The 23,332-nt window shown below is 73.1% G+C and carries 18 protein-coding genes; 14 read left to right on the top strand and 4 right to left on the bottom strand.

Annotation, left to right across the window (positions count from 1 at the left end; all coding sequences use genetic code 11):
* Nucleotides 1-129 precede the first annotated feature (129 nt).
* A complete protein-coding gene (murA, locus tag ACFCY7_RS23710) occupies nt 130-1,470 on the bottom strand; it encodes a UDP-N-acetylglucosamine 1-carboxyvinyltransferase (protein WP_376488039.1) in 1,341 nt (446 codons plus the stop codon).
* 290 nt (nt 1,471-1,760) lie between these two features.
* On the opposite strand from murA, the gene ACFCY7_RS23715 reads away from it, so the two are divergent.
* The 13 genes from ACFCY7_RS23715 to ACFCY7_RS23775 all read left to right on the top strand — a co-directional run bounded on the left by ACFCY7_RS23715 (nt 1,761) and on the right by ACFCY7_RS23775 (nt 17,058).
* The gene (locus ACFCY7_RS23715; protein ID WP_376488040.1) at nt 1,761-2,321 is read left to right on the top strand and encodes a YqgE/AlgH family protein; all 561 of its coding nucleotides are present in this window, start codon (nt 1,761-1,763) and stop codon (nt 2,319-2,321) included.
* A 29-nt stretch (nt 2,322-2,350) separates the two neighbouring features.
* Nucleotides 2,351-2,638: a DUF3039 domain-containing protein gene (locus ACFCY7_RS23720; protein ID WP_015033918.1), complete on the top strand. Its 288-nt coding sequence runs from the start codon at nt 2,351-2,353 to the stop codon at nt 2,636-2,638.
* Nucleotides 2,639-2,939: 301 nt separating this feature from the next.
* Nucleotides 2,940-4,244, top strand: coding sequence for an extracellular solute-binding protein (locus ACFCY7_RS23725; RefSeq protein WP_376488041.1), 1,305 nt, complete (start codon nt 2,940-2,942; stop codon nt 4,242-4,244).
* Between the two features lie 5 nt (nt 4,245-4,249).
* Entirely contained in the window at nt 4,250-5,218 is a 969-nt protein-coding gene (locus ACFCY7_RS23730; RefSeq protein ID WP_376488042.1) for a carbohydrate ABC transporter permease, read from the top strand.
* A complete protein-coding gene (locus ACFCY7_RS23735; protein ID WP_376488043.1) occupies nt 5,215-6,075 on the top strand; it encodes a carbohydrate ABC transporter permease in 861 nt (286 codons plus the stop codon). Before ACFCY7_RS23730 ends, ACFCY7_RS23735 begins: the two co-directional genes overlap by 4 nt.
* Nucleotides 6,076-6,079: 4 nt before the next feature.
* Nucleotides 6,080-7,753, top strand: a complete 1,674-nt coding sequence (locus ACFCY7_RS23740) for a beta-N-acetylhexosaminidase (RefSeq protein WP_376488044.1) — start codon at nt 6,080-6,082, stop codon at nt 7,751-7,753.
* A gap of 341 nt (nt 7,754-8,094) precedes the next feature.
* Nucleotides 8,095-8,970 carry an FAD binding domain-containing protein gene (locus ACFCY7_RS23745; protein ID WP_376488045.1) on the top strand — a complete coding sequence of 292 codons (876 nt, stop codon included), beginning with the start codon at nt 8,095-8,097 and terminating at the stop codon, nt 8,968-8,970.
* Nucleotides 8,967-10,634 (top strand): 2Fe-2S iron-sulfur cluster-binding protein, encoded by a 1,668-nt coding sequence (locus tag ACFCY7_RS23750; RefSeq protein ID WP_376488046.1) that lies wholly within the window; start codon nt 8,967-8,969, stop codon nt 10,632-10,634. Before ACFCY7_RS23745 ends, ACFCY7_RS23750 begins: the two co-directional genes overlap by 4 nt.
* Nucleotides 10,631-12,964 carry a xanthine dehydrogenase family protein molybdopterin-binding subunit gene (locus ACFCY7_RS23755; protein WP_376488047.1) on the top strand — a complete coding sequence of 778 codons (2,334 nt, stop codon included), beginning with the start codon at nt 10,631-10,633 and terminating at the stop codon, nt 12,962-12,964. Before ACFCY7_RS23750 ends, ACFCY7_RS23755 begins: the two co-directional genes overlap by 4 nt.
* A gap of 120 nt (nt 12,965-13,084) precedes the next feature.
* Nucleotides 13,085-13,573 carry a hypothetical protein gene (locus ACFCY7_RS23760; RefSeq protein WP_376488048.1) on the top strand — a complete coding sequence of 163 codons (489 nt, stop codon included), beginning with the start codon at nt 13,085-13,087 and terminating at the stop codon, nt 13,571-13,573.
* Between the two features lie 44 nt (nt 13,574-13,617).
* On the top strand, nt 13,618-15,129 hold the full coding sequence (locus ACFCY7_RS23765) for a WXG100 family type VII secretion target (RefSeq protein WP_376488049.1): 1,512 nt from the start codon (nt 13,618-13,620) through the stop codon (nt 15,127-15,129).
* A gap of 17 nt (nt 15,130-15,146) precedes the next feature.
* Nucleotides 15,147-16,379, top strand: coding sequence for a type VII secretion-associated serine protease mycosin (gene mycP, locus ACFCY7_RS23770; RefSeq protein WP_376488050.1), 1,233 nt, complete (start codon nt 15,147-15,149; stop codon nt 16,377-16,379).
* Nucleotides 16,380-16,407: 28 nt separating this feature from the next.
* Nucleotides 16,408-17,058 (top strand): hypothetical protein, encoded by a 651-nt coding sequence (locus ACFCY7_RS23775; RefSeq protein ID WP_376488051.1) that lies wholly within the window; start codon nt 16,408-16,410, stop codon nt 17,056-17,058.
* A 25-nt stretch (nt 17,059-17,083) separates the two neighbouring features.
* Here the strand turns inward: ACFCY7_RS23775 and ACFCY7_RS23780 are convergent, their stop codons facing one another.
* From ACFCY7_RS23780 to ACFCY7_RS23790, 3 genes are all read right to left on the bottom strand, one after another.
* Nucleotides 17,084-19,195 carry a protein kinase gene (locus ACFCY7_RS23780; protein WP_376488052.1) on the bottom strand — a complete coding sequence of 704 codons (2,112 nt, stop codon included), beginning with the start codon at nt 19,193-19,195 and terminating at the stop codon, nt 17,084-17,086.
* A 58-nt stretch (nt 19,196-19,253) separates the two neighbouring features.
* Nucleotides 19,254-21,434, bottom strand: coding sequence for a PQQ-binding-like beta-propeller repeat protein (locus tag ACFCY7_RS23785; protein WP_376488053.1), 2,181 nt, complete (start codon nt 21,432-21,434; stop codon nt 19,254-19,256).
* Nucleotides 21,435-21,538: 104 nt separating this feature from the next.
* Nucleotides 21,539-22,453 (bottom strand): serine/threonine protein kinase, encoded by a 915-nt coding sequence (locus tag ACFCY7_RS23790; protein WP_376488054.1) that lies wholly within the window; start codon nt 22,451-22,453, stop codon nt 21,539-21,541.
* Between the two features lie 442 nt (nt 22,454-22,895).
* On the opposite strand from ACFCY7_RS23790, the gene ACFCY7_RS23795 reads away from it, so the two are divergent.
* Entirely contained in the window at nt 22,896-23,324 is a 429-nt protein-coding gene (locus ACFCY7_RS23795; RefSeq protein ID WP_376488055.1) for a hypothetical protein, read from the top strand.
* Nucleotides 23,325-23,332: the final 8 nt, after the last annotated feature.

A 23,332-nucleotide genomic window follows, 5' to 3' on the forward strand; every position in this document is an offset into this window, starting at 1 on the left:
GGGGCGTGGGTGGGGGGTCTTGTTTTTGTTCTCCCCCCCCCGGGGCGGGGCGGGGGGGGGCGGGGCCCCCCCCCCCGGGGGCCCCCCCCGGGGGCCCCCCCCCCCCGCTGCGGGTCAGACCAGTGCGGGTCAGACCAGTGCGCTGCCCGGCAGCTCGACCTTGGCGCCGAGCTCGACGAGCTTCTCCATGAAGTTCTCGTAGCCGCGGTTGATCAGGTCGATGCCGTGGACCCGCGAGGTGCCCTGGGCGGCGAGCGCCGCGATCAGGTACGAGAAGCCGCCGCGGAGGTCGGGGATGACCAGGTCGGCGCCCTGGAGCCGGGTCGGCCCGGACACGACCGCCGAGTGCAGGAAGTTCCGCTGGCCGAAGCGGCAGTCGGAGCCGCCGAGGCACTCGCGGTACAGCTGGATGTGCGCGCCCATCTGGTTCAGCGCGGAGGTGAAGCCGAGCCGGGACTCGTACACCGTCTCGTGGACGATGGAGAGGCCGGAGGCCTGGGTGAGCGCCACGACCAGCGGCTGCTGCCAGTCCGTCTGGAAGCCGGGGTGCACGTCCGTCTCCAGGTGGATCGCGTTGAGCGAGCCGCCCGGGTGCCAGAAGCGGATGCCCTCGTCGTCGATCTCGAAGGCGCCGCCGACCTTCCGGTACGTGTTGAGGAAGGTCATCATCGAGCGCTGCTGGGCGCCGCGCACGTAGATGTTGCCCTCGGTCGCGAGCGCCGCGGACGCCCAGGAGGCCGCCTCCAGGCGGTCCGAGAGCGCCCGGTGGGTGTAACCGTCGAGACGGTCGACACCGGTGATCCGGATGGTCCGGTCGGTGTCCATGGAGATGATCGCGCCCATTTTCTGCAGGACGCAGATCAGGTCCTCGATCTCGGGCTCCACGGCCGCGTTCGACAGCTCGGTGACGCCCTCGGCGAGCACCGCCGTCAGCAGCACCTGCTCGGTCGAGCCGACCGACGGGTACGGGAGGCGGATCTTGCAGCCGCGAAGGCGCTGCGGGGCCTCCAGGTACTGCCCGCCCTCGCGCTTCTCGATGGTGGCGCCGAACTGGCGCAGCACGTCGAAGTGGAAGTCGATGGGCCGGCCGCCGATGTCGCAGCCGCCGAGGCCCGGGATGAAGGCGTGGCCGAGGCGGTGCAGCAGCGGGCCGCAGAAGAGGATCGGGATGCGGGACGAGCCGGCGTGGGCGTCGATGTCGGCGACGTTCGCGGACTCGACGTGCGTCGGGTCGAGGACGAGCTCGCCGGGCTCCTCGCCCGGGCGGACCGTCACTCCGTGCAGCTGGAGCAGCCCGCGGACGACGCGGACGTCACGGATGTCGGGCACATTGCGCAGGCGGCTGGGGCCGCTGCCGAGCAGTGCGGCGACCATCGCCTTGGGCACGAGGTTCTTCGCGCCGCGGACGCGGATCTCGCCCTCCAGCGGGGTTCCGCCGTGGACAAGCAGGACATCGTCTGTGCCGGTCATGAATCTCGCGTTCCGGAGTGGGGTCGGTCGGGTGGCCAGTGAAAAGGGTAAAGGGCCATGAGACCCCGTTCGGGTGCCTCGGGGGGTCTGTCAGATGTAATGAATTCGGCACAACACCCTCTGTTCCCGTGATCTTGCGGACCGTCACCGTCCGCTTGGCCCGGCGCCGCGGTCCGGAGCTTCCGCACCCTCCCGTCCGACCTGCGGCTCAGGGCCGCGACCCCCGCCGCCTTCCCCGCATCCCTCCCGACAACCCCCGCGAACGCCGAACATGCGGGATCATGTGTCGCATGACCGAGGTGTCCTCGCTCACAGGACGGCTGCTCGTGGCCACCCCCGCGCTGGCGGACCCGAATTTCGACCGCGCGGTCGTCCTGCTGCTCGATCACGACGACGAGGGCTCGCTCGGCGTCGTCCTCAACCGGCCGACGCCGGTGACCGTCTCCGACATCCTCGCCCCCTGGGCCGGGCTCGCCGGCGAACCCGGCGTCGTCTTCCAGGGCGGCCCCGTCTCCCTCGACGCGGCGCTCGGCGTCGCCGTCATCCCCGGCGACGAGGGCCCCCTCGGCTGGCGGCGGGTGTACGGGGCCATCGGCCTGGTCGACCTGGAGACCCCGCCCGAGCTGCTCGGCCCGGCGCTCGGCTCGCTCCGGATCTTCGCCGGGTACGCGGGCTGGGGCCCCGGCCAGCTGGAGTCCGAGCTCGGCGACGGCGCCTGGTACGTGGTCGAGTCCGAACCCGGCGACGTCTCCTCGCCGCACCCCGAGACCCTCTGGCGCCAGGTGCTGCGCCGCCAGCGCGGCGAGCTCGCGATGATCGCGACGTACCCGGACGACCCGTCCCTCAACTGAACCCCCGGCTTTCAGTACCCTTGGCGGTTATGAGCACTCTCGAGCCCGAGCGCGGGGCAGGTACGGGGACCCTCGTCGAGCCGACGCCGCAGGTGTCCCACGGTGACGGCGACCACGAGCGCTACGCCCATTACGTCCAGAAGGACAAGATCATGGCGAGCGCCCTCGACGGCACCCCCGTCGTCGCGCTGTGCGGGAAGGTCTGGGTACCGGGGCGCGACCCCAAGAAGTACCCGGTCTGTCCCATGTGCAAGGAGATCTACGACTCCATGGGCGCCGGCGGTGGCGACAAGGACAAGGGCGGCAAGGACAAGTAAGCGGGTCCTGACGTCGGGGACGGCCCCCGTCGTACGTACTTCGGTGCGTACGGCGGGGGCCGTTCCGTTTTCCCGGTTCCCGGTTCCCGGTTCCAGGTTCTCGGCTCCCGGTTCCCGGTTCCCGGCGTCGGGGCGGGGCCGCTCGGCCGTTGCGCAGGGTGCTTTCGCCGGTCACGGAGTGGTTGAGGTGGTCGAGACCTCTTGTCGGCCCGCCGGAGCCGCGCCTAACCTCACGCGTGTTGTGCAGCACGAAACACCCATTGCACATGCTGCAACGCGCACTTCCGGAGGGGATCCCGTCATGAAGTTGCCCGCCCCCGTCACCACCCCGGCCGCCCTGCTCCTGCTCGCCGGACTCACCGTCACCGCCTGCGCCCCCCAGACCTCGACCGGCAAGGCCGGCACGGACGAGAAGAGCGGCACCCTCCGCGTCTGGCTCTTCCAGGAGGTGGCCAACAAGCCCAAGGAACAGGTCGTCGAGCAGGCCGTCGCCGCCTTCGAGAAGCGGCACCGGGGCGCGAAGGTCGAGGTCGAGTACATCCCCGTCGAAACCCGCGCCCAGCGCGTCAAGGCCGCCTTCAACGACCCCGAGTCGGCCCCCGACCTCATCGAGTACGGCAACACCGACACCGCCGGATACGTCAAGGACGGCGGACTCGCCGACATCACCGCCGAGTTCGGCGCCTGGGACGAGGCCAAGGACACCGACCCCACCGCCGAGCAGTCCGTCACCGTCGCCGGCAAGGTCTACGGCGCACCCCTCTTCGTCGGCGTCCGCGCCCTCTACTACCGCACCGACGTCTTCCGCGAACTCGGCCTCGCCGCCCCCAAGAGCCAGGCCGAACTCGTCTCCACCGCCAAGAAGATCCGCAAGGCCAAGCCCGACCTCTACGGCATCGCCGTCGGCGGCGCCTACACCTACGGCGCCATGCCCTTCGTCTGGTCCGCCGGCGGCGAACTCGCCACCGCGGACGGCGACACCTACAAGGCCGCCGTCAACAGCGAGGCCGCCCGCGCGGGCATCACCACGTACACCTCGCTCTTCGGCGACGACAACTGCCCCGCCGCCAAGTGCGCCCAGATGGGCGGCAACGCGACCGTCACCGCCTTCGCCGCGGGCAAGGCGGGCATGGCCATCGGCGGCGACTTCAGCCACGCCGCCGTCGAAGCCGGCGCCGTGAAGGGCAAGTACGCCGTCGTCCCGCTGCCCGGCACCACCCCCGGCTCGATCGCCCCCGCCTTCGCCGGCGGCAACAACATCGGCGTCCTCAAGAGCACCTCCCACCGCACCCTCGCCGTCGACCTCCTCAAGTCCCTCACCGGCAAGGACACCCAGGGCAGGCTCTTCGACGCCATGGGCTTCCTGCCCACCTACACCGACGTCCGCGCCGACGCGGCCCGGCGCCGACCCTTCGTCAAGCCCTTCATCGACACCCTCGGCGCGGGCACCAGGTTCGTCCCGGCGTCCCCCGGCTGGGGACAGATCGACGCCGGCCTCGTCCTCCCCACGATGTTCCAGGAGGTCGTCAGCGGCCGGAAGAACGTCAAGTCGGCCGCCGACGACGCCGCGAAGAAGATGGACGCGGCCTTCGCGCCGGCGGGCTGAGACGCATGACGACCCAGCTCACCGAGAAGCACACCGGCACCGGCCCGGCACCCCGGCCCACCCGGACCGCCCCGGCCGCGCGCCGCACCCGCAGCGGCGGCCACCGCCCCTGGACCCCCTGGCTCTACCTCCTGCCCGCCCTCGCCGTCCTCGGCGGACTCCTCGTCTACCCCGTCTACCAGCTCGGCCTGATCTCCTTCCTGGAGTACACCCAGGCCCAGGTCAGCGGCGGCGAACCCACCTCCTTCCAAGGGCTCGGCAACTACACGACCCTCTTCGCCGACCCCCAGTTCCGGCAGGTCCTCCTCACCACCGTCGTCTTCGCCGCCGTCTGCGTCGCCACCACGCTCGCCGTCGGCTGCGCCCTCGCGGTCCTCCTCACGCGCGTGCGCGCCCTGCCCCGGCTGGTCCTGATGCTGGCCGCGCTCGGCGCCTGGGCGACCCCCGCGATCACCGGCTCCACCGTCTGGGTCTTCCTCTTCGACCCCGACTTCGGCCCCGTCAACCGACTGCTCGGACTCGGCGACCACTCCTGGACGTACGGGCGGTACAGCGCCTTCGCCCTCGTCCTCCTCGAAGTCGTCTGGTGCTCGTTCCCGTTCGTGATGGTCACCGTCTACGCCGGCATCAAGGCCGTCCCGTCCGAGGTCCTGGAGGCCGCCGCCCTCGACGGCGCCTCGCAGTGGCGGATCTGGCGCTCGGTCACCGCGCCGATGCTGCGGCCCATCCTGGTCGTCGTCACGATCCAGTCGATCATCTGGGACTTCAAACTCTTCACCCAGATCTACGTGATGACGAACGGCGGCGGCATCGCCGGCCAGAACCTCGTCCTCAACGTGTACGCCTACCAGAAGGCCTTCGCCTCCTCCCAGTACAGCCTGGGCTCGGCGATCGGCGTCGTCATGCTGCTCGTCCTGCTGGCCGTGACGCTCGTCTACCTGCGGCTGCTCCGACGCCAGGGAGAAGAACTTTGACCCCCTCCCGCACGCTCTCCCGCACGTTCCGCATCCGGCGCCCCGGGCGGCTCGCCGCCGAGGCGACCACCCTCCTCGTCGCCGCCGCCGTCGCCTTCCCGCTGTACTGGATGGTCCTCTCGGCCTTCAAGCCGGCGGGCGAGATCCAGTCGACGGACCCCCGGCCGTGGACGCTCTCCCCGTCCCTCGACTCCTTCCGGCGGGTCTTCGAGCAGCAGGATTTCGGCCGCTACTTCCTCAACTCGCTGATCGTGGCCGGCACGGTCGTCCTCGCCTCCGCGCTGATCGCCTTCCTGGCGGCGACGGCCGTCACCCGGTTCCGCTTCCGCTTCCGGACGACGCTCCTGGTCATGTTCCTCGTCGCCCAGATGGTGCCGGTCGAGGCGCTGACCATCCCGCTGTTCTTCCTCATGCGGGACTTCGGACAGCTCAACACCCTCGGCTCGCTGATCCTCCCGCACATCGCCTTCTCCCTGCCGTTCGCGATCTGGATGCTCCGCGGCTTCGTCAAGGCCGTCCCCGAGGCCCTGGAGGAACAGGCCCAGATCGACGGCGCGAGCCGCACCCGGTTCCTGTGGCAGATCCTCTTCCCGCTGGTCTTCCCCGGCCTGGTCGCGACCAGCGTCTTCTCGTTCATCTCGACCTGGAACGACTTCCTCTTCGCGAAGTCGTTCCTCATCAGCGACACCTCGCAGTCGACCCTCCCCATGGCACTGCTCGTCTTCTTCAAACCCGACGAGAACGACTGGGGAGGCATCATGGCCGGCTCGACCGTGATGACGATCCCGGTGCTCGTCTTCTTCGTACTCGTACAGCGCCGCCTGGTCTCCGGCCTCGGCGGGGCGGTGAAGGACTGACGCGATGACCTCGGACACGCCCGACCACGACCTCGTCCCGGACCACGACCTCATCCCGGCGCCCCTGTCGACCGAGCACCGGGGCACCGCCCCCGGCTCCTTCCCGCTCGACGGGCGGACCACCCTGGACGCCGGACCCGGCACCGAACCCACCGCGCGCTGGCTGCGGTCCGCACTGGGCCCCGCCACCGGACTGCCGCTCGCCGACGGCACCGGCCCGCACGCGATCCGGCTGCGGATCAGCGAGGAGGTCGAGCGGCGGTACGGCCCCGAGGGCTACCGCCTCTCCACCGAGACCGCGGACACCGCCGTCCTCGTCGAGGGCGGCGGCCCCGCCGGCGTCTTCTGGGCCGCCCAGACCCTCCGCCAGCTCCTCGGCCCCGACGCCTACCGCAAGGCGCCCGTACGGAAGGACGCGGACTGGGACCTTCCGCACACGACGATCGAGGACGCCCCCCGCTTCGGCTGGCGCGGCCTCCTCCTCGACGTCTCCCGGCACTTCACGCCCAAGGACGACGTCCTGCGCCACCTCGACCTCCTCGCCGCCCACAAGCTCAACGTCTTCCACTTCCACCTCACCGACGACCAGGGCTGGCGCATCGAGATCAAGCGCCACCCCCGACTCACCGAAGTCGGCTCCTGGCGCTCCCGCACCAAGTGGGGACACCGGGCCTCGCCCCTGTGGACCGAGACCCCGTACGGCGGCTTCTACACCCAGGACGACATCCGCGAGATCGTCGCGTACGCCGCCGAACGCCACATCACCGTCGTCCCCGAGATCGACCTCCCCGGCCACTCGCAGGCCGCGATCTCCGCCTACCCCGAGCTCGGCAACACCGACGTCGTCGACACCGCCGCCCTCGCCGTCTGGGACACCTGGGGCGTCAACCCGAACGTCCTCGCCCCCACCGAGACCGTCCTGCGCTTCTACGAGGGAGTCTTCGAGGAGGTCCTCGACCTCTTCCCGTCCACCTTCGTCCACGTCGGCGGCGACGAGTGCCCCAAGGACCAGTGGAAGGCCTCCCCGGCCGCCCAGGCCCGCATCGAGGAACTCGGCCTCGCCGACGAGGACGCGCTCCAGTCCTGGTTCATCCGCCACTTCGACCGCTGGCTCGCCGACCGCGGACGCCGTCTCATCGGCTGGGACGAGATCCTGGAGGGCGGCCTCGCGCCCGGCGCGGCGGTCTCGTCCTGGCGCGGCTACGGCGGCGGCATCGCCGCCGCCACCGCCGGCCACGACGTCGTCATGTGCCCGGAACAGCAGGTCTACCTGGACCACCGCCAGGCACCGGGCGAGGACGAACCGGTACCCATCGGATTCGTCCGCACCCTGGAGGACGTCTACCGCTTCGAGCCCGTCCCGCCCGGCCTGCCGCCCGAGGCCGCCGCCCACATCCTGGGAACCCAGGCCAACGTCTGGACCGAGGTGATGGAGAACCGCGCCCGCGTCGACTACCAGGTCTTCCCCCGCCTCGCCGCCTTCGCCGAGGTCGCCTGGTCCGCGCTCCCTGCGCCGGACGCGCGCGACTACGCCGGCTTCGAGCGCCGCATGAGCACCCACTACCGCCGCCTCGACGCCCTCGGCGTCGACTACCGCCCGCCCGCCGGCCCCCACCCCTGGCAGCAGCGCCCCGGCATCCTCGGCCGCCCGATCGAGGGGGCGCCCCCGAACGTGTGAGACCCCCCGCCGCCGACGCCGGGGAGCCCCGACGCCGAACGTGTGAGACCCCCCGCCGTCGACGCCCGGGAGCCCCGACGCCGAACGTGTGAGGGACGCGACGTCCCCGCGTCACCCAAGAGCGGCGAAACGGAAGTTACCGTCGCTCCGAGGGCGTCCCGGACGGAACAGTCCTTCGCGGACCCTCGCGCCGGACGGCTCGGAAGATGTGCCAGAGTTGCCACGTCCGGCGTGTGAGCACGTACGGTACGCCCACACGCAGGCGCGACAGCAGACGTGACAGCAGGCGCGACGGCCGGGCACAGTCGGGGACCACCGGGACACCGGGAAGGGGCAGCGGGTTGACCACGCACGCACCACAGACGGCGCAGTCCGTGACGCTGCCCGCCTCGCTCGACGAGGCCGTGGCGGCGCTCACGGCCATGCCGGCCGCCGTGCCCGTCGCCGGTGGCACCGACCTGATGGCCGCCGTCAACAAGGGCCAGCTCCGCCCCGCCGGCCTCGTCGGCCTGAGCCGCATCAACGAGATCCGCGGCTGGCAGTACCAGGACGGCCACGCCCTCCTCGGCGCCGGCCTCACCCACGCCCGGATGGGCCGCCCCGACTTCGCCGCCCTCATCCCGGCCCTCGCCGCCGCCTCCCGCGCCGCCGGACCGCCCCAGATCCGCAACGCGGGCACCCTCGGCGGCAACGTCGTCACCGCCGCGCCCACCGGCGACTCGCTGCCCGTCCTCGCCGCCCTGGAGGCCGACCTCGTCGTCCTCGGGCCGCTCGGCAGCCGCGAGATCCCCGTCTCCCACCTGCTCGCGGGCCGCGACCTCCTCGCCCCCGGCGAACTCGTCGCCTTCGTCCGCGTGCCCCTGCTCCACGCACCCCAGGTCTTCGTCAAGGCCACCGGCCGCACCGGCCCGGCCCGCGCCACCGCCTCCGTCGCCGTCGTCCTCGACCCGGCCCGGCGCGGCGTGCGCTGCGCGGTCGGCGCCGTCGCCCCGATGCCGCTGCGCCCGCTGGAGGCCGAACGCTGGATCGCCTCCCTCGTCGACTGGGACAACGACCGGGGCCTCGCCCCCGAGGCGCTCGCGGCCTTCGGCGAGTACGTCGCCGCCGCCTGCATCCCTGACCCGCCGGGCGACGAACAGCTGCCCCCCGGCGTACTGCACCTGCGGCGCACCGTCGCCGCGCTGGCCCGACGCGCTCTGGGGAGGGCACTGTCGTGAGCAACGACGACCGGAACACGGGCCAGGGCGGCTACGCGGGCGGCTGGGAGCCGATCCCGCAGAGCGAGGGGTACGACGGCGACGCCACCGCGTTCGTCCAGCTGCCCCCCGACTTCATGCTCGACGGCGTCCCCCTCGAAGCGCCCGGCCACGGCTACGTACCGCCGATGATCACCCCGCTCCAGCCGCTCACCCCGGCCACCACGGACCCGGCCGCCACCGGCACCTGGAACGTGCACCTCCCGACCGAGGCCGAGCAGACCCAGTACTTCGACCGGCCCGAGTACCCCGGACAGCCCGGCTACGACGGCCGGCCCGAGTACGCGGGCTCCGACCAGTACGCCGGCTCCGACCAGTACGCCGGGCCGGTCGAGTACCCCGCGCCGACCGAGTACGACGGGCAGCCCGAGTACGGCGGCCAGGGCGGGTACGGCGGTCGGCCCGAGTACGGCGGCCAGGGCGAGTACGACTCCCAGGGCGGGCACGGCGGGCACATCGGCCACGCCGAGTACGCCGACCAGGACCCACACGCGACGGCCGAGTGGCACTTCGGCGAGGCCACGGCGCCTGCCGCCGCCGACCCGGGCGCCACGGGCCAGTGGGAGATCCCCGACCTGCCGGTGCCGGCCGAGGCGGTCGAGACGGCCGAGGGGACCGAGACGACCGAGACGGTCGGGACGACCCGGACCGCCTCGTACGCCGATGCGCCGGCGACCCTTCCCGGCGGCGCTCCGGCGCCCTGGGCGCTTCCGGAGGAGCCGACGGCGGCGACCGCCGCCGAGGCCGAGGCCGAGGGCGATGTCGAGGACGGCGCCGACGGCACGGCTGCGGAGACGGCGCCTCAGGACGAGGCCCGGGACGAGGCCCAGGACGACGTCTCCGACTCCCCGGACGCGCTCGACGGGTCCGACGACACGGCAGGGCCCGACGACACGGCAGGGCCCGACCAGGCCGCCGTACCCGACGAGTCCGCCGCATCCGACGAGCACGGTGAAGACCCGGCCGCGGCATCCGACCCGGCCTCCGTCCCTGCTCCGGCTTCCGCTCCCGTTCCCGCTCCCGTCCCCGTTCCGAGCGCCTACGCGTCCACGGACAGCGACGAGCACCCGCACACCTCGTACACCCTCAGGGTCAACGGGGCCGACCGGCCCGTCACCGGGTCGTGGATCGGCGAGTCCCTGCTCTACGTGCTGCGCGAGCGGCTCGGTCTGGCCGGGGCGAAGGACGGCTGCTCCCAGGGCGAGTGCGGCGCGTGCAACGTGCAGGTCGACGGCCGGCTGGTCGCCTCGTGCCTGGTGCCCGCGGCGACCGCCGCCGGGAGCGAGGTGCGGACGGTCGAGGGCCTCGCGGTCGACGGCGAGCCGTCCGACGTGCAGCGGGCGATGTCCAAGTGCGGCACGGTCCAGTGCGGCTTCTGCATCCCCGGCATGTGCATGACCGTGCATGACCTCCTGGAGGGCAACCACGCCCCCACGGACCTGGAGACGCGCCAGGCCCTCGCCGGCAACCTGTGCCGCTGCTCCGGCTACCGGGGCGTGCTCGAAGCCGTACGGGACGTCGTCGCCGAGCGCGAGGCGAGCGCCGCGGCCAACGCGGCCGACGCCTCCGACGAGATCCGCGTCCCGCACCAGATCCCCCACCCGCACGACGGAGGCATGGCGTGAGCACCGACGGGACCACCGCGATTCCCACGCTCCCGGTCCTGGACGTTCCCGGGGCCCAGGACCCGGCCCAGGAGCCGGCCGCGCACGGCCTCGGCACCTCGCTCCCGCAGGCCGAGGCGCGCGCCAAGACCGAGGGCACCTTCCCGTACGCCTCCGACCTGTGGGCCGAGGGCCTGCTCTGGGCGGCGATCCTGCGGTCCCCGCACCCGCACGCGCGGATCGTCTCCGTCGACACCACGGCCGCCGCCGCCATGCCGGGCGTACGGGCCGTCGTGACGGCCGCCGACGTGCCCGGCGCGGCCACCTACGGCCGGCGGGTCGCCGACCGGCCCGTCTTCGCCTCCGACCTGGTCCGGCACCACGGCGAGGCCATCGCCGCCGTCGCCGCCGACCACCCCGACACGGCCCGGCTCGCGGCCGCCGCGATCAGCGTCGAGTACGAGGTGCTCGACCCGGTCACCGACCCCGAGAAGGCGTTCGCGGCGGACGCGCTGCACCCCGACGGGAACCTGATCCGGCACATCCCGCTGCGCTTCGGCGACCCCGACGCGACCGGCGAGGTCGTCGTCGAGGGGCTGTACCGGATCGGGCGCCAGGACCCGGCGCCGATCGGCGCGGAGGCCGGCCTCGCCGTGCCCCGCCCCGACGGAGGCGTCGAGCTCTACACGGCCTCGACCGACCCGCACACCGACCGGGACCTGGCCGCCGCCTGCTTCGGGCTGCCGCCCGCGCAGGTCAAGCTGGTCGTCACCGGCGTCCCCGGCGCCACCGGCGACCGCGAGGACCCGGGCTTCCAGATCCCGCTGGGCCTGCTCGCCCTGCGGACCGGCTGCCCGGTCAAGCTCACCGCTACGCGCGAGGAGTCCTTCCTCGGCCACGCCCACCGCCACCCCACCCTGCTGCGCTACCGGCACCACGCGGACGCGGAGGGACGCCTGGTGAAGGTGGAGGCGCAGATCCTGCTCGACGCGGGCGCGTACGCCGACTCGTCGTCCGAGTCGCTCGCGGCGGCCGTCGCCTTCGCCTGCGGCCCGTACGTCGTCCCGCACGCCTTCGTCGAGGGCTGGGCGGTCCGCACCAACAACCCGCCGTCCGGCCACGTCCGAGGCGAGGGCGCGATGCAGGTGTGCGCCGCCTACGAAGCCCAGATGGACAAACTCGCGGCCAAACTGGGCGTGGACCCGGCCGAGCTGCGCATGCGGAACGTCATGGCGACCGGCGACATCCTGCCCACCGGACAGACCGTCACCTGCCCGGCCCCCGTGGCCGAACTCCTCGCCGCCGTACGCGACTTCCCGCTCCCCGCGCTGCCCAAGGACACCCCCGAGGACGACTGGCTGCTGCCCGGCGGCCCCGAGGGCGCGGGAGAACCCGGCGCGGTGCGCCGCGGCGTGGGCTACGCCCTCGGCATGGTGCACATGCTGGGCGCCGAGGGCACCGACGAGGTCTCCACCGCGACCGTGCGCGTCATGGACGGCGTCGCCACCGTCATCTGCTCGGCCGTCGACACGGGTTCGGGCTTCTCCACCCTCGCCCGCCAGATCGTCCAGGAGACCCTCGGCATCGACGAGGTCCACGTCGCCCCCGTCGACACCGACCAGCCGCCGGCCGGCCCGGCCGCCCACGGCCGCCACACCTGGGTCTCGGGCGGCGCCGTGGAACGCGCCGCCAAGATGGTCCGCACCCAGCTCCTCCAGCCGCTGGCCCACAAGTTCGGCATGTCGACGGAGCTCCTCCAGATCACCGACGGCAAGATCACCTCCTACGACGGCGTCCTCTCGACGACCGTCACCGAGGCCATGGACGGCAAGGAACTCTGGGCCACCGCCCAGTGCCGCCCCCACCCCACCGAGCCCCTCGACGACGCCGGCCAGGGCGACGCCTTCGTCGGCCTCGCCTTCTGCGCGATCCGCGCCGTCGTCGACGTCGACATCGAACTCGGCGCCGTACGCGTCGTGGAGATGGCCGTCGCCCAGGACGTCGGCCGCATCCTCAACCCCGCCCAACTCGCCGTCCGCATCGAAGCGGGCGTCACCCAGGGCGTCGGCGCGGCCCTCACCGAGAACCTCCGCACCGCCCGCGGCATCGTCCGCCACCCCGACTTCACCGGCTACGCACTCCCGACATCCCTGGACGCCCCGGACATTCGCATCGTGAAACTCGTCGAAGAGCGCGACGTCGTCGCCCCCTTCGGCGCCAAAGCCGCCAGCGCCATCCCCGTCGTCACCTCACCCGCCGCAGTCGCCTCAGCCGTACGCGCCGCAACCGGCCGCCCCGTCAACCGCCTCCCCATCCGCCCCCAAGCCGCCGTCGCCGTGCCCAATTCGTAACCATCCGATATCCGTTGCTTGTGCAACCGGGAGATGCGCGCTGTCGTCGTTCCTGGCTACAGTGAACTTCCAGACTCGGCAGTAACGGCACGGGTGTTCACACGGGGGAGGAGCGGGGGCATGGAAGCCTACGCAGACGGGGGCGGCTCGTTCGGTATGCGCGGCATGAGCATGGACGCCGTGCGCTACAACACCGAGTCGATGTCCGAGTTCAAGAAGAGCATCGACGGTCTGATCAAGACGCTCACCTCTTCGGAGGCCGACAAGGGCAAGATGGAGTCGGACCCGGTGGTGCGCGGCCAGTTCGGCGGCGGTGGCGCCGCCTGGTCGGAGGCGAACGGCGTCTACGACGCGTACAACAACGTCCTCAGCCAGCTGGTGCAGCTCTCCGGCCTGCTGCAGGACTGCCTGGAAGGCCTCGGCATCGCGGTCGTCGCCTCCAAGGACGGCTTCTCGCAGATGGACGACGACATCAAGCAGAAGATGATCAACATCCACGACCGCACCTGGGAAGCCAAGGAGAAGGCGGACAAGGACGCCGTCGGCGATCAGGACCCGGCGAACCACGGCAGCAGCCAGGGCACCGAGAGCGACAGCCCCTTCAAGTAGGGCGCCACGTACGGAACATCGGGGACACGGGGAAGAGGCGAGAGATGAGGCCTGCAGAGGGCGGCGGAGGCGGCGGAACCGATTTCCGCTCGATGTCCCACCAGAAGATGCTGGACTGGCTGGACGAAGCCGAGATTTACCCCGTCAGCAACGCCGCGGAGCGGTTGAACGCCGCGGCGCAGCAGATGCACAGCATCGCCACCGAGCTCAAGCAGCGCACCGGTGGGGTCGACTGGAAGGGCGACGCGGAGAAGGCGTTCACCGAGTGGGCCGAGAGCGTCGTGCTCTCGACGCACTCGCTCGGCGAGTACAGCACCGAGGCCGCCAAGTGGATGAACAGCGCCGCGGTGGCCATGGCGACCGCGAAGAGCGCCATTCCCCGCTACACCTCCAACGCCGCGGCAAAGGAGAGCCTGAAGGCCGCGCAGACGTACCGCAACGACCCCGACTCGGCGACCATCGCGCGCAACGCACGGAACTCCATGACCGCCAGCGAGGACCTCAAGGCCATCGAGGCCAAGGAGCGGGAGAACCAGCAGGCCGCCGCGGCCGAGATGGAGAAGCTCTCCGGCTCGTACCAGTGGTCCAGCCTGCACATGAAGAGCCTGAAGCCGCCGACCTTCCCGCCGCCGCCGGGTGACTTCGTGCCGGCGGCGGGAGTCGACCGCGGCACCGGGTCCCGCTCCAGCGGCTACTCGACGGGCGATCGGTACTCCGGGAGCACGGACACGAGCACCGGGACGCAGACCACGCACACTCCGCCGGACACCCGGAACACGCCCGACACGACCACGGTCCCGCCGACGGGCGACCCGACCGGGCCGGTACACGTGATCAGGCCCGAGGTCCGGCCCGACGTCCCCGTCGACCTGGGCATCGACAGCGTCGACACCCGGCCGCACACCCCGACCGTGCCGACGACCCCGACCCCGGGTGGTCCGCCGCCGATCACCAGGCCGGACGGCGGCACGCCCCCGATCCTGCCGCCCCTCGGCGTCCCCCCGGTCACGGGGAAGGGCGGCCCCGGACCGCTGGGGCCCACCGGTCCCGTCACCGGCGGCACGCGCAACCAGCTGCCCACCGGCCCCCGTGGTCTCCCCGGCCCGCTGGGCGGCACCCGCGAGGGCATCAGCGGTGGCCGCCAGGTCCCCAACACCACGGGTCGCCCGGCGACCGGCCTCCCGCGCGGCACCGTCATCGGCAACGAGCCGGGCGGGCGCAACGGAACCGGCATGGGCCGAGGCCCCATGGGCGGCGGCCACGGCATGGGCGGCCCCATGGGCGGCGCGGCCGGCCAGAACGGCGTCAGCGGCGGCCGCCGCCTCGCCGGCGAGTCCGGCGGTGTCGTCGGCGGCAAGGCACAGCGTGCCGGTGCCGCCGGTGGTGCCGGTGGCGGGCGTCCCTTCACGCAGGGTGGCTCCGGCCTCGTGCGGGGCGGCACCCCGCAGGCCCGTGACCGCGAGGAGCAGAACGGAGAGCGTCCCGACTACCTGGTCGAGGACGAGGAGACCTGGCAGCAGGGCAACCGCCGCGTGGCCCCGCCCGTCATCGACTGATCAGCGCGAGGAAGCAGATGCGTACCAGCAGTATTCGTCGGAGCCGTGCCCGAGTCACCGCCTCGGCCGCCTTGGGGATGCTGCTGGTGGGCATCGCTTCCGTTCCCGCCCACGCGGAGAGCATCCGCTCCCGGCAGTGGCACCTCGACGCCTTCGGCGCCGAGGAGATCTGGCAGCTCAGCACGGGCAAGGGCATCACCGTCGCCGTCATCGACAGCGGGGTGGAGAAGCAGAGTCCGGATCTCACGGGTCAGGTGCTCAAGGGCAAGGACTTCGCGACGGACGAAGCCGGTGACGAGTTCACCGACTACACCGGACACGGCACGGACATGGCCGGTCTCATCGCGGGCACGGGCAAGGCCAACGGAGGAGACGGCGCGTTCGGGCTCGCTCCCGGGGTCAAGATCCTCGCCGTACGAGTGCCGGGCTCGGTGGGCGGCAAGAAGAGCCAGGCGGAGGCCAACCGAGAGTTCAACACGATCATGCCCCAGGCCATCCGCTTCGCCGTCGACTCCGGGGCCAAGGTCGTCAACATCTCGCAGGGTTCCCCGGAGGGCTCTGCGCAGCTCACGGACGCGGTGAAGTACGCCCTGGACAAGGGCGCCCTGGTCTTCGCGGCCGTCGGAAACACCGGCGACAAGAGGAACCAGCGGGAGTACCCGGCGGCCACCCCCGGCGTCGTGGGCGTCGGCGCCGTCGACAACAAGGCGACGCGCATCCCGATGTCCCAGTACGGGCCGCAGGTCGACGTCGTCGCCCCCGGCAAGGACACGCTCGCGGCCTGCGCGGGCGGCCGCGTCTGCACGTCCTCCGGTACCAGTAACGCGACGGCCCTCGCTTCGGCGGCGGCCGCGCTCGTCTGGGCGAAGCATCCCGAGTGGACCAACAACCAGGTACTGAAGGTCCTGCTCAACACGATCGCGAAGCCCAAGGGGGGCGAGGAGCGCAGCGATTACATCGGCTACGGGGCCGTCCGGCCGCTGCGCGCGCTGAAGACTCCGGGTGATCCCGGCCCGGCGGGTGTGCGGCCCATCGACGACCTCGAGGAGACCGTGACCGCGTCGCCCACCGACCTGTCGCCGGGTGACCCGTCCCCGTCGGGATCGGTCGCGGCCCCCGCTCCGGCTCCGGAGGCGGCCGCTTCCGAGGACGGTGGCGGCAGTGGCCTCTGGATCGGTCTGGGGATCGGTGCGGCCGTACTGATCGGTGCCGCCGTCGCCGTACCCGTCCTGCGGTCGCGGCGGGGCTGAGTCCGTTCTGCGGGAAGAAGTGACGGAGATGTGGTCTGCGCCGGCACGGATCGGAGCGGCCGTCGTGGTCGCCGCCGTCCTCACGAGCTGTGGGGGAGGCGGCGGTGGCGGTACGGGGGAGCCGGAGGGCCGGGCGGCGGCCGAGGTCTGCGGGGGCTTCGCCGGGGACGCGGCGACGGCGGCGGCGCTCCAGGCCGTTCTGGGCGGCGAGCGCTTCGAGGACGACACGTCGAGGGCGGAGAGGGCGCTCGGCAGGCTGCGCGACGACGCCGCCGCACCCTGGGCGGACTCGTACCGGCCGCAGCCGGTGAAGTACTGCGGTCTGGCGCCCGCCGAAGGCGGTCCGAAGGACCTGAGGATCGAGGTGGGCGCGGTGGGGAAGGGCCCCTACCTGGGCCCGAGCCTCGCACCTTCGGTGACGTCCTACGCGTCGGGGATCGAAGCGTTCTCCTCCTCAGGTGTCGGCCACGTCTACTTCTCGTGCCGTCTCAAGGCGCCCGCCCACGAGATCGTCGTCGAGACGACCGTCCGGGGCCCCGCAGGAGTCCCGGACACGGACCTGGAGCAGCGGACCCGGCTGATCACCGTCGCCAACGCGGCGGCGCGGGACGTGGCCGCCGCGTTGGGGTGCGCGGACACCGGGCTGGCCGACGGCGTACCCGGGAAGGCGCGCACCTGACGCCGGGGGTCGGAGGCCGACGCGTCTACTCGCCGTAGACCGGCATGGCCGCGATCCTGCCGCCGCGGGCGATGAAGACGCGGTGGGCGTCGGCGGCGAGCTGGTAGACGCCCTCGCGCTGCATGCGTGCGATGAACAGAGGGGCGCGGGTGGCCCGGGCCACCACGCGGACGGCGCTGTCGTCGGGTTCGGGCAGCCAGACCGTCCCGCCCTGCACGACGGGGGCGGTGAGCGTGCCGGTCTGACTGCCCAGTTCGCCCATGGGCTCGTTCCACTCCTGACTCGCGTTGTCGGAGTCGGGGATGGTGCTGTAGCGGTAGGCCATGTAGCCGTCGACGGCGATGACGGATTCGGCGTCGGCTGTCGGGCTGCCCCAGCCGAGCTTCCGGTCGACGACGTTGCGGCTCTCTTCCTTCCAGATGAAGTTGCCTTCGCCCAGGTGCCTGGCCACCAGGTCGGTGCCGGCGAGGTAGACGGTGTCGCCGCTGATCGAGGGGGCCTGGCCGCGGGTGCCCTGGCCCTTGATCTTCCACACGGTCTCGCCCGAGGCGGTGTCGAGGGCCTCGACCTTCCCGTCCCGGCCGTGGATCACGAGCCGCTTTCCGCCGACGGCCGCCTTCGCGGGGCCGTTCGGGGAACGGGGAGAGGGCATCGGCCGGGTCCAGGTGGTCTTCAGCGTCCAGGCGTCGACGGCGTGCAGCTTGTCGCCCCTGGTCACCAGGTAGACGTGGGTGTCGTCGGCGGCGAGGAGGGCGGCCGCGTCGTGGCCGGCCTGCCAGACCGGGGCGCCGGTGGAGGCGACGAACGCGTTCAGGACGCCCTTCTCGTCGGCACCGACGACGAGTCGGTCGGCGACGGAGACGAACCCGGAGGCCGCGTCGACGTCCTTGGCCCTCCACCGCTCCTTGCCGTCGGTGACGGACAGCGCCAGCAGGCCGCCCGTCTTCGCCGCCACGATCAGCACGTCCCTTACGGGCAACGGGAGATGTCCGTCCGGGGCGGTCACGTCCAGAGGGCCCCACAGGGTCTTCGGGGCCTCGTTCGGCGCGCTGTCGATGAGGGAGATGAAGGCCGCCTCGGGGGCGGCGACGGCCGGAGGCACGTCGGCGGTCGGTGAGTTCTCGCCGGAGCGGTTCAGCCACCAGGCGCCGACCCCGCCGCCCGCGCCCAGTACGGCCACGCCGACCGCCGCGCCGGTGAGGAAGCGGCGGCGGGTCGGTGCCGACGAGGAGACGACGGTGTCCTCGGGGGCCGCCAGGCGCTTCGTGGCCGTCTCGCGCCGCTTGATGTCGTCGGCGAGCGGGCCCTTGCGCCAGGCGCGGTCGGCGCCCTTCGGCGGGGCGAAGGCCTCGGCGATCCGCGGGGGAGCCGGGCGGAAGGCCGGGTCCTTCGCCAGGCACGGGGCGATCAGCTCCTGGAGCTCCGGCGGCACCAGGCTCAGGTCCGGTGTGCCGTGCACGACCTCGTACTGGACGGCCGCCACGTGCCCGCCGTCGAAGGTGCGCCGGCCGCTCGCCGCGTACGCGAGGACCGCGCCGAGCGAGAAGACGTCCGAGGCCGGTCCGACGCGCTGTCCGAGGACCTGCTCGGGGGCCCCGTAGCCCGGGGTGACCGGGATCTGGCCCGTGGTGGTGAGGGTCAGACCGTGCTCGGGGCGCGCGATGCCGAAGTCGATGATCCGCGGGCCGGTCGACGTGAGCACGATGTTCGCGGGCTTGAGGTCGCGGTGGACCAGGCCCGCCACGTGGATGTCGTGCAGGGTGCGGGCGAGCTGGGCGGCGAGGGCGCGGACCGTCGGCACGTCCATCGGCCCGTACGCCCGCACCGCCTCGTCGAGCGTCGGACCGGCGAGGAACTCGGCGGCGATCCACGGCCGTCCGCCCTCGGTCTGCGCGCCGAGGACCCGCGCCACGCCCTTGCTGGTGACCGCCCGCGCCATGTCGGCCTCGCGGACGAACCGCTGCGCGAGGTGCTGGTCGTGGGCGAGTTCGGGGCGCAGGACCTTGACGGCCGCGGGGGCTCCGGCGCCGTCCCGGCCGACGTACACCTTGCCCATGCCGCCCTCGCCGAGGACGCCGAGCAGGCGGTACGGGCCGAGCCGGAGCGGGTCGCCGGTGGCGAGGGGCTGTGTGGTCACGAGGCTGCTTTCCGGTGTGGGGCGGCGGGACGGTCGGGGGTCCGCGGCGGGGTGTCGTTCAGGCGAGGGGGAAGGCCGCGACGGACGACTTTCCCGCACCGATGATCCGGGTCTTCGAGGAGTCGACGACGTACCGGCCTGCCTCTGCCGGGAAGACCCAGGCCGAGCGGTGGGTCGCCCGGTCGACCGCGCTGAGACCACCCCTGACGGGTGCGTACACGTACTTCGTCCCGACCACCGGGAAGCTGGAGAGGTCCACGGTCAGGCTGCGGCCGGACGCCTCCTCCTTCCACTGCTCGGCGCCCTTGTCGGCGGTGACGGCCACGAGTCCGCGGCCCGCCTCGTTCGCGAAGACGAGTCCGTCGGAGACCGCGGGGATTCCGTAGGCGGAGCCGGCGCCGTACTCCCAGGCGACGCCGCCGTCGCTGAGGCGCAGCGCCCGCAGGCGGTCACCGCCGAGGTAGAGGTGCCGGTCGTCGGCGATGAGCTGGCCGGGCTTGAAGGACTGGGAGTCCTCGAGCGGAAGGCTCTTGCTCCACAGGCGGCGACCGGTGCGCCGGTCCCTCGCCTGGAGGTTGAACGACACCAGGTCGTCGCTGTTCTTGCCGAGCAGCAGCCGGTCGCCGACGACCCGGCCCAGCCAGGGGCGGACGTTGCCCCACGCGTACGGCTGCCGCCAGGCCTCCTTGCCGGTGCGCAGGTCGACGGCGATCAGGTGCCAGCCCTTCTCGCGCTCCTCCAGGGTGTCCGAGTTCTTGCCGAGTCGTGAGGCGGCGTAGAGCAGGCCTCCCGCGGCGGTGATGAGTTCCGTGCCGAACGAGGAACCCTCGAACCCGTTGAGCTTGATCGTCCTGGCCGCCTCCTCGCCGGTGCGGGGGGCGAGCGTACGGATCAGCAGGGCCGACGTCCCGTCGACGGGATCGTTGGAGGCGTAGAAGAACGCGCCGTCCGTGGCGATCTGCTTGGGGTCCATCACCATCCCGTCTTCCCACAGCTTCTTGCCGCTCTGCGGGTCCAGGACCCGGAGCGACACCGTCTCCGCGAACCCCACGACGTCCCCCGCCGTCAGCGGCATGATGCTCGCTTCGCGGTCCAGCGACTCCCCCTGCCACAGCGCCTTCGGTGCCCCGTCCGACGCCGTGGTGGCCGGGATGGCGGTCGGGCCGGTGGTGGTGGGGCCGGGGGTGGGGGTGGTGTCGCGGGAGGAGAGCCAGGTCCAGAGGCCGCCGGCGGTGGCGGTGGTGGCGAGGAGGGTGGCGGTGCCGGTGGTGAGGAGGCGGCGGCGGGAGAGGGGACCCCGACCGCTCGGTGCCGTTTCCGCCACGGCCGAGGCCGTGGGGGTGGGGAGGCGGTGGGGGGTGGGGAGCCAGACGTCGGTGGCGCGGCGGGCGATGTCGGCGAGGAGGAGCGGGGGGAGGTGGTCGGCGAAGTCGCCGCGGCCGTCGTGGAGGTGGGCGGCGAGGGTGGCGGTGGTGGGGCGGGCGGAGGGGTCTTTGGAGAGGCAGGCGGTGAGGAGGGGGAGGAGGGGGTCGGGGACGCCGGTGAGGTCGGGGTCGGCGTAGCGGACGCGGTAGAGGAGGTCGGCGGGGGAGCCGCTGCCGAAGGGGCCGTGGCCGGTGGCGGCGAAGACGAGGACGCCCGCGAGGGCGAACACGTCGCCGGCCGGGGGGTGTTCCTCGCCGCTGGCCTGCTCGGGGGACATGTAGGCGGGGGTGCCGGCCGCGGCGCCGGTACGGGTGAGGTGGTCGTCGCCGGCCGCGCGGGCGATGCCGAAGTCGATGATCTTCGGGCCGTAGGCGGTGACGAGGACGTTCGAGGGCTTCAGGTCGCGGTGGACGACGTCCGACGAGTGCAGCTGGGCGAGGGCCCCGGCGAGCGCGGCGCCGAGGGCGCGGACGGTCGGTTCGGGGAGGGGGCCGCCGAGCGCGACGGCGTCGTCGAGGGGCGGCCCGAGGACGTACTCGGTGGCCAGCCACGGCGTCTCGGCCAGCGGGTCGGCGTCGACGACCGCCGCGCCGTGCCGTGCGCCGATGATCCGGGCCGCGTCCGTCTCCAGCCGGAAACGGGCCCGGAACGCGGGGTCGGTGGCGAGCCGGGCGTGCACGGTCTTGAGCGCGACGGTACGGCCGCCGGGGGTGCGCGCCAGGTAGACCGTCCCCATGCCGCCCGAGCCGAGGCGGGCGAGGAGGCGGTACGTGGCGACGGTGGCCGGGTCGTCGTGGGTCAGGGGCGACAGCATGAGGTGGGGTCCGTGTGATCCAGGGCGGTCGCGGGTGCGCGAGCCGGAGGGCGGGTGAACGTCGGGTCGGTGGGCGGGCGCCGGGCGGGTGCCCGCCCGTTCCGTCAGCTGCGTGCCGCGGCCGGTTCCGGGGCCGCGGGGAGCGGCGGGAGTTCCGCGGCGAGGAGTTCGGCGGACTGGCGGGCGAGGGCGGCGACGACGCGGCCGGGGAGCCAGCCGGGGGTGAGGAGCGCGCCGGCCGAGTCGAGGACCGTGTGGTGGGTGGTCGGCGGGGCGAGGGCGGCCGTCAGGGCGGCCGCGGTGGGCCGGTCGGCGGGGTCGCGGGCCAGGCAGGAGGAGATCACGGGCCGCAGGGAGGGCGGGAGTTCGTCGCGTTCGGGCACGGTGTGGCCGGTGGCGGCGTAGGCGAGCACGGCGCCGATCGCGAAGACGTCGCCCGGGGGGCGGGGCCGCCCGCCGGAGGCCTGCTCGGGGGCGAGTGCGCCCGGATCCAGGCCGGGGAGGCCGGTGCGGGACTCGCCGTCGGGGCCCGCCGCGCGTACCGCGCCGAAGCAGGTCAGACGCGGGCCGTCCGCGGTGAGCAGCACGGCGGCGGGGGAGACGCCCGCGTGCGTGAGGCCCTGGGCGTGCGCGGCGGCCAGCGCTTCGGCGAGCGCGGCGCCCACGCCCCGTACGGTCGCCTCGGGGAGCGGTCCGCCGTGCACCGCGAGGGCGACCGGGAGCGGGAGGGCCGGCACGTACGGAGTCGCGTACCAGGGCGCCTCGTCGGGGCCGGCCAGGTCCGTGACGGGGGCGGTCCAGGGCCCGAGCAGGCGGCGCCCCGCGTCGGCCTCGGTGGCGAAGCGCGCGGGGTCCGCGCCGGGCAGCGGGGCGCTCAGCAGGACCGTGCGCTCGCCGTCTCCCGTACGGGCGACGAACCGGCGGCACGGGACGGCCGAACCGGGCGGGTCGAGGCGGGTGACGAGCCGGTACGGGCCGATCCGCCGCGCGGATTCCTCCCGTGCGCGTGACTGTTCCACGTGTGCGTCCCCCCGTCGTTCCGGCGCCCCGTGACGACGGGGGCGGGTCGAGCCTACCGAGGCGGGGGGCCGGGGCCGTGGTCGGGAGCGGTCCGGGAGACGCGGACCGGGGGCCGGACCGTGGCCGGATCGCGGCCGGTGCGGTGTTCGGTCCGGTGCCGGCCCCGTGCTGTCCGGGGGTCGGCAGGAGGCAGGCCGGGCGCTGCTCCGGTGTCGCGAACGCCCGGGCTGTCCGAGTTGCGAAGGTGAATCGGGCGCGTGCGCACCGCCGGAATCCCGAACGTGAGGCATTTCCCGGTGGGGAATGCTCGAACGGGCACTCGGGGGACTACGATCGCGATGTTTCCCAGGGCGCGGAACTTGCTGGGGCGAAGCCGGAACGAAGCCGGAACGAAGTCAGAACCAAGACGGTCAGACGGTCACGGGAGCAGCGGGGGCGAGCATGTCGTTCGATCAGGAGTGGGCGTCCGTACGTTCCACATCGACGGCCAACGTGAGCATGAGGCTCAATCAGGTCGCTCCCGAGCCCGGCGGCGGTGGCGGCGGGAACGCCGACCTCAGCGTCGACCAGGACAAGCTCGGGGCCATCGGCAGCGCCGCGTACGCGCTGCACGGCCGGCTGGTCAAGGACGGCAACCACGCGCGTACGAGCACCACGGAAGCGGCGACGGGCCTGTCGGGCCACGGCTTCCTCACCGGCTCCGCGCTGAGCACCGTCCAGTCGACGTGGGGCTCGCAGCTGAACACGCTGCTCGACGCCTGCGCCAACATCTCGAACCACCTGGACTACAGCGCCGCCTCGCACGCCAAGGAGGAGGCGGACATCGCGGCGGCACTCTCCGCCTCCAAGATCAACGAGTACCTCAAGTAGGCGGGGGA

The organism is Streptomyces sp. NPDC056361 (assembly GCF_042262805.1).
Lineage (GTDB): Bacteria > Actinomycetota > Actinomycetes > Streptomycetales > Streptomycetaceae > Streptomyces.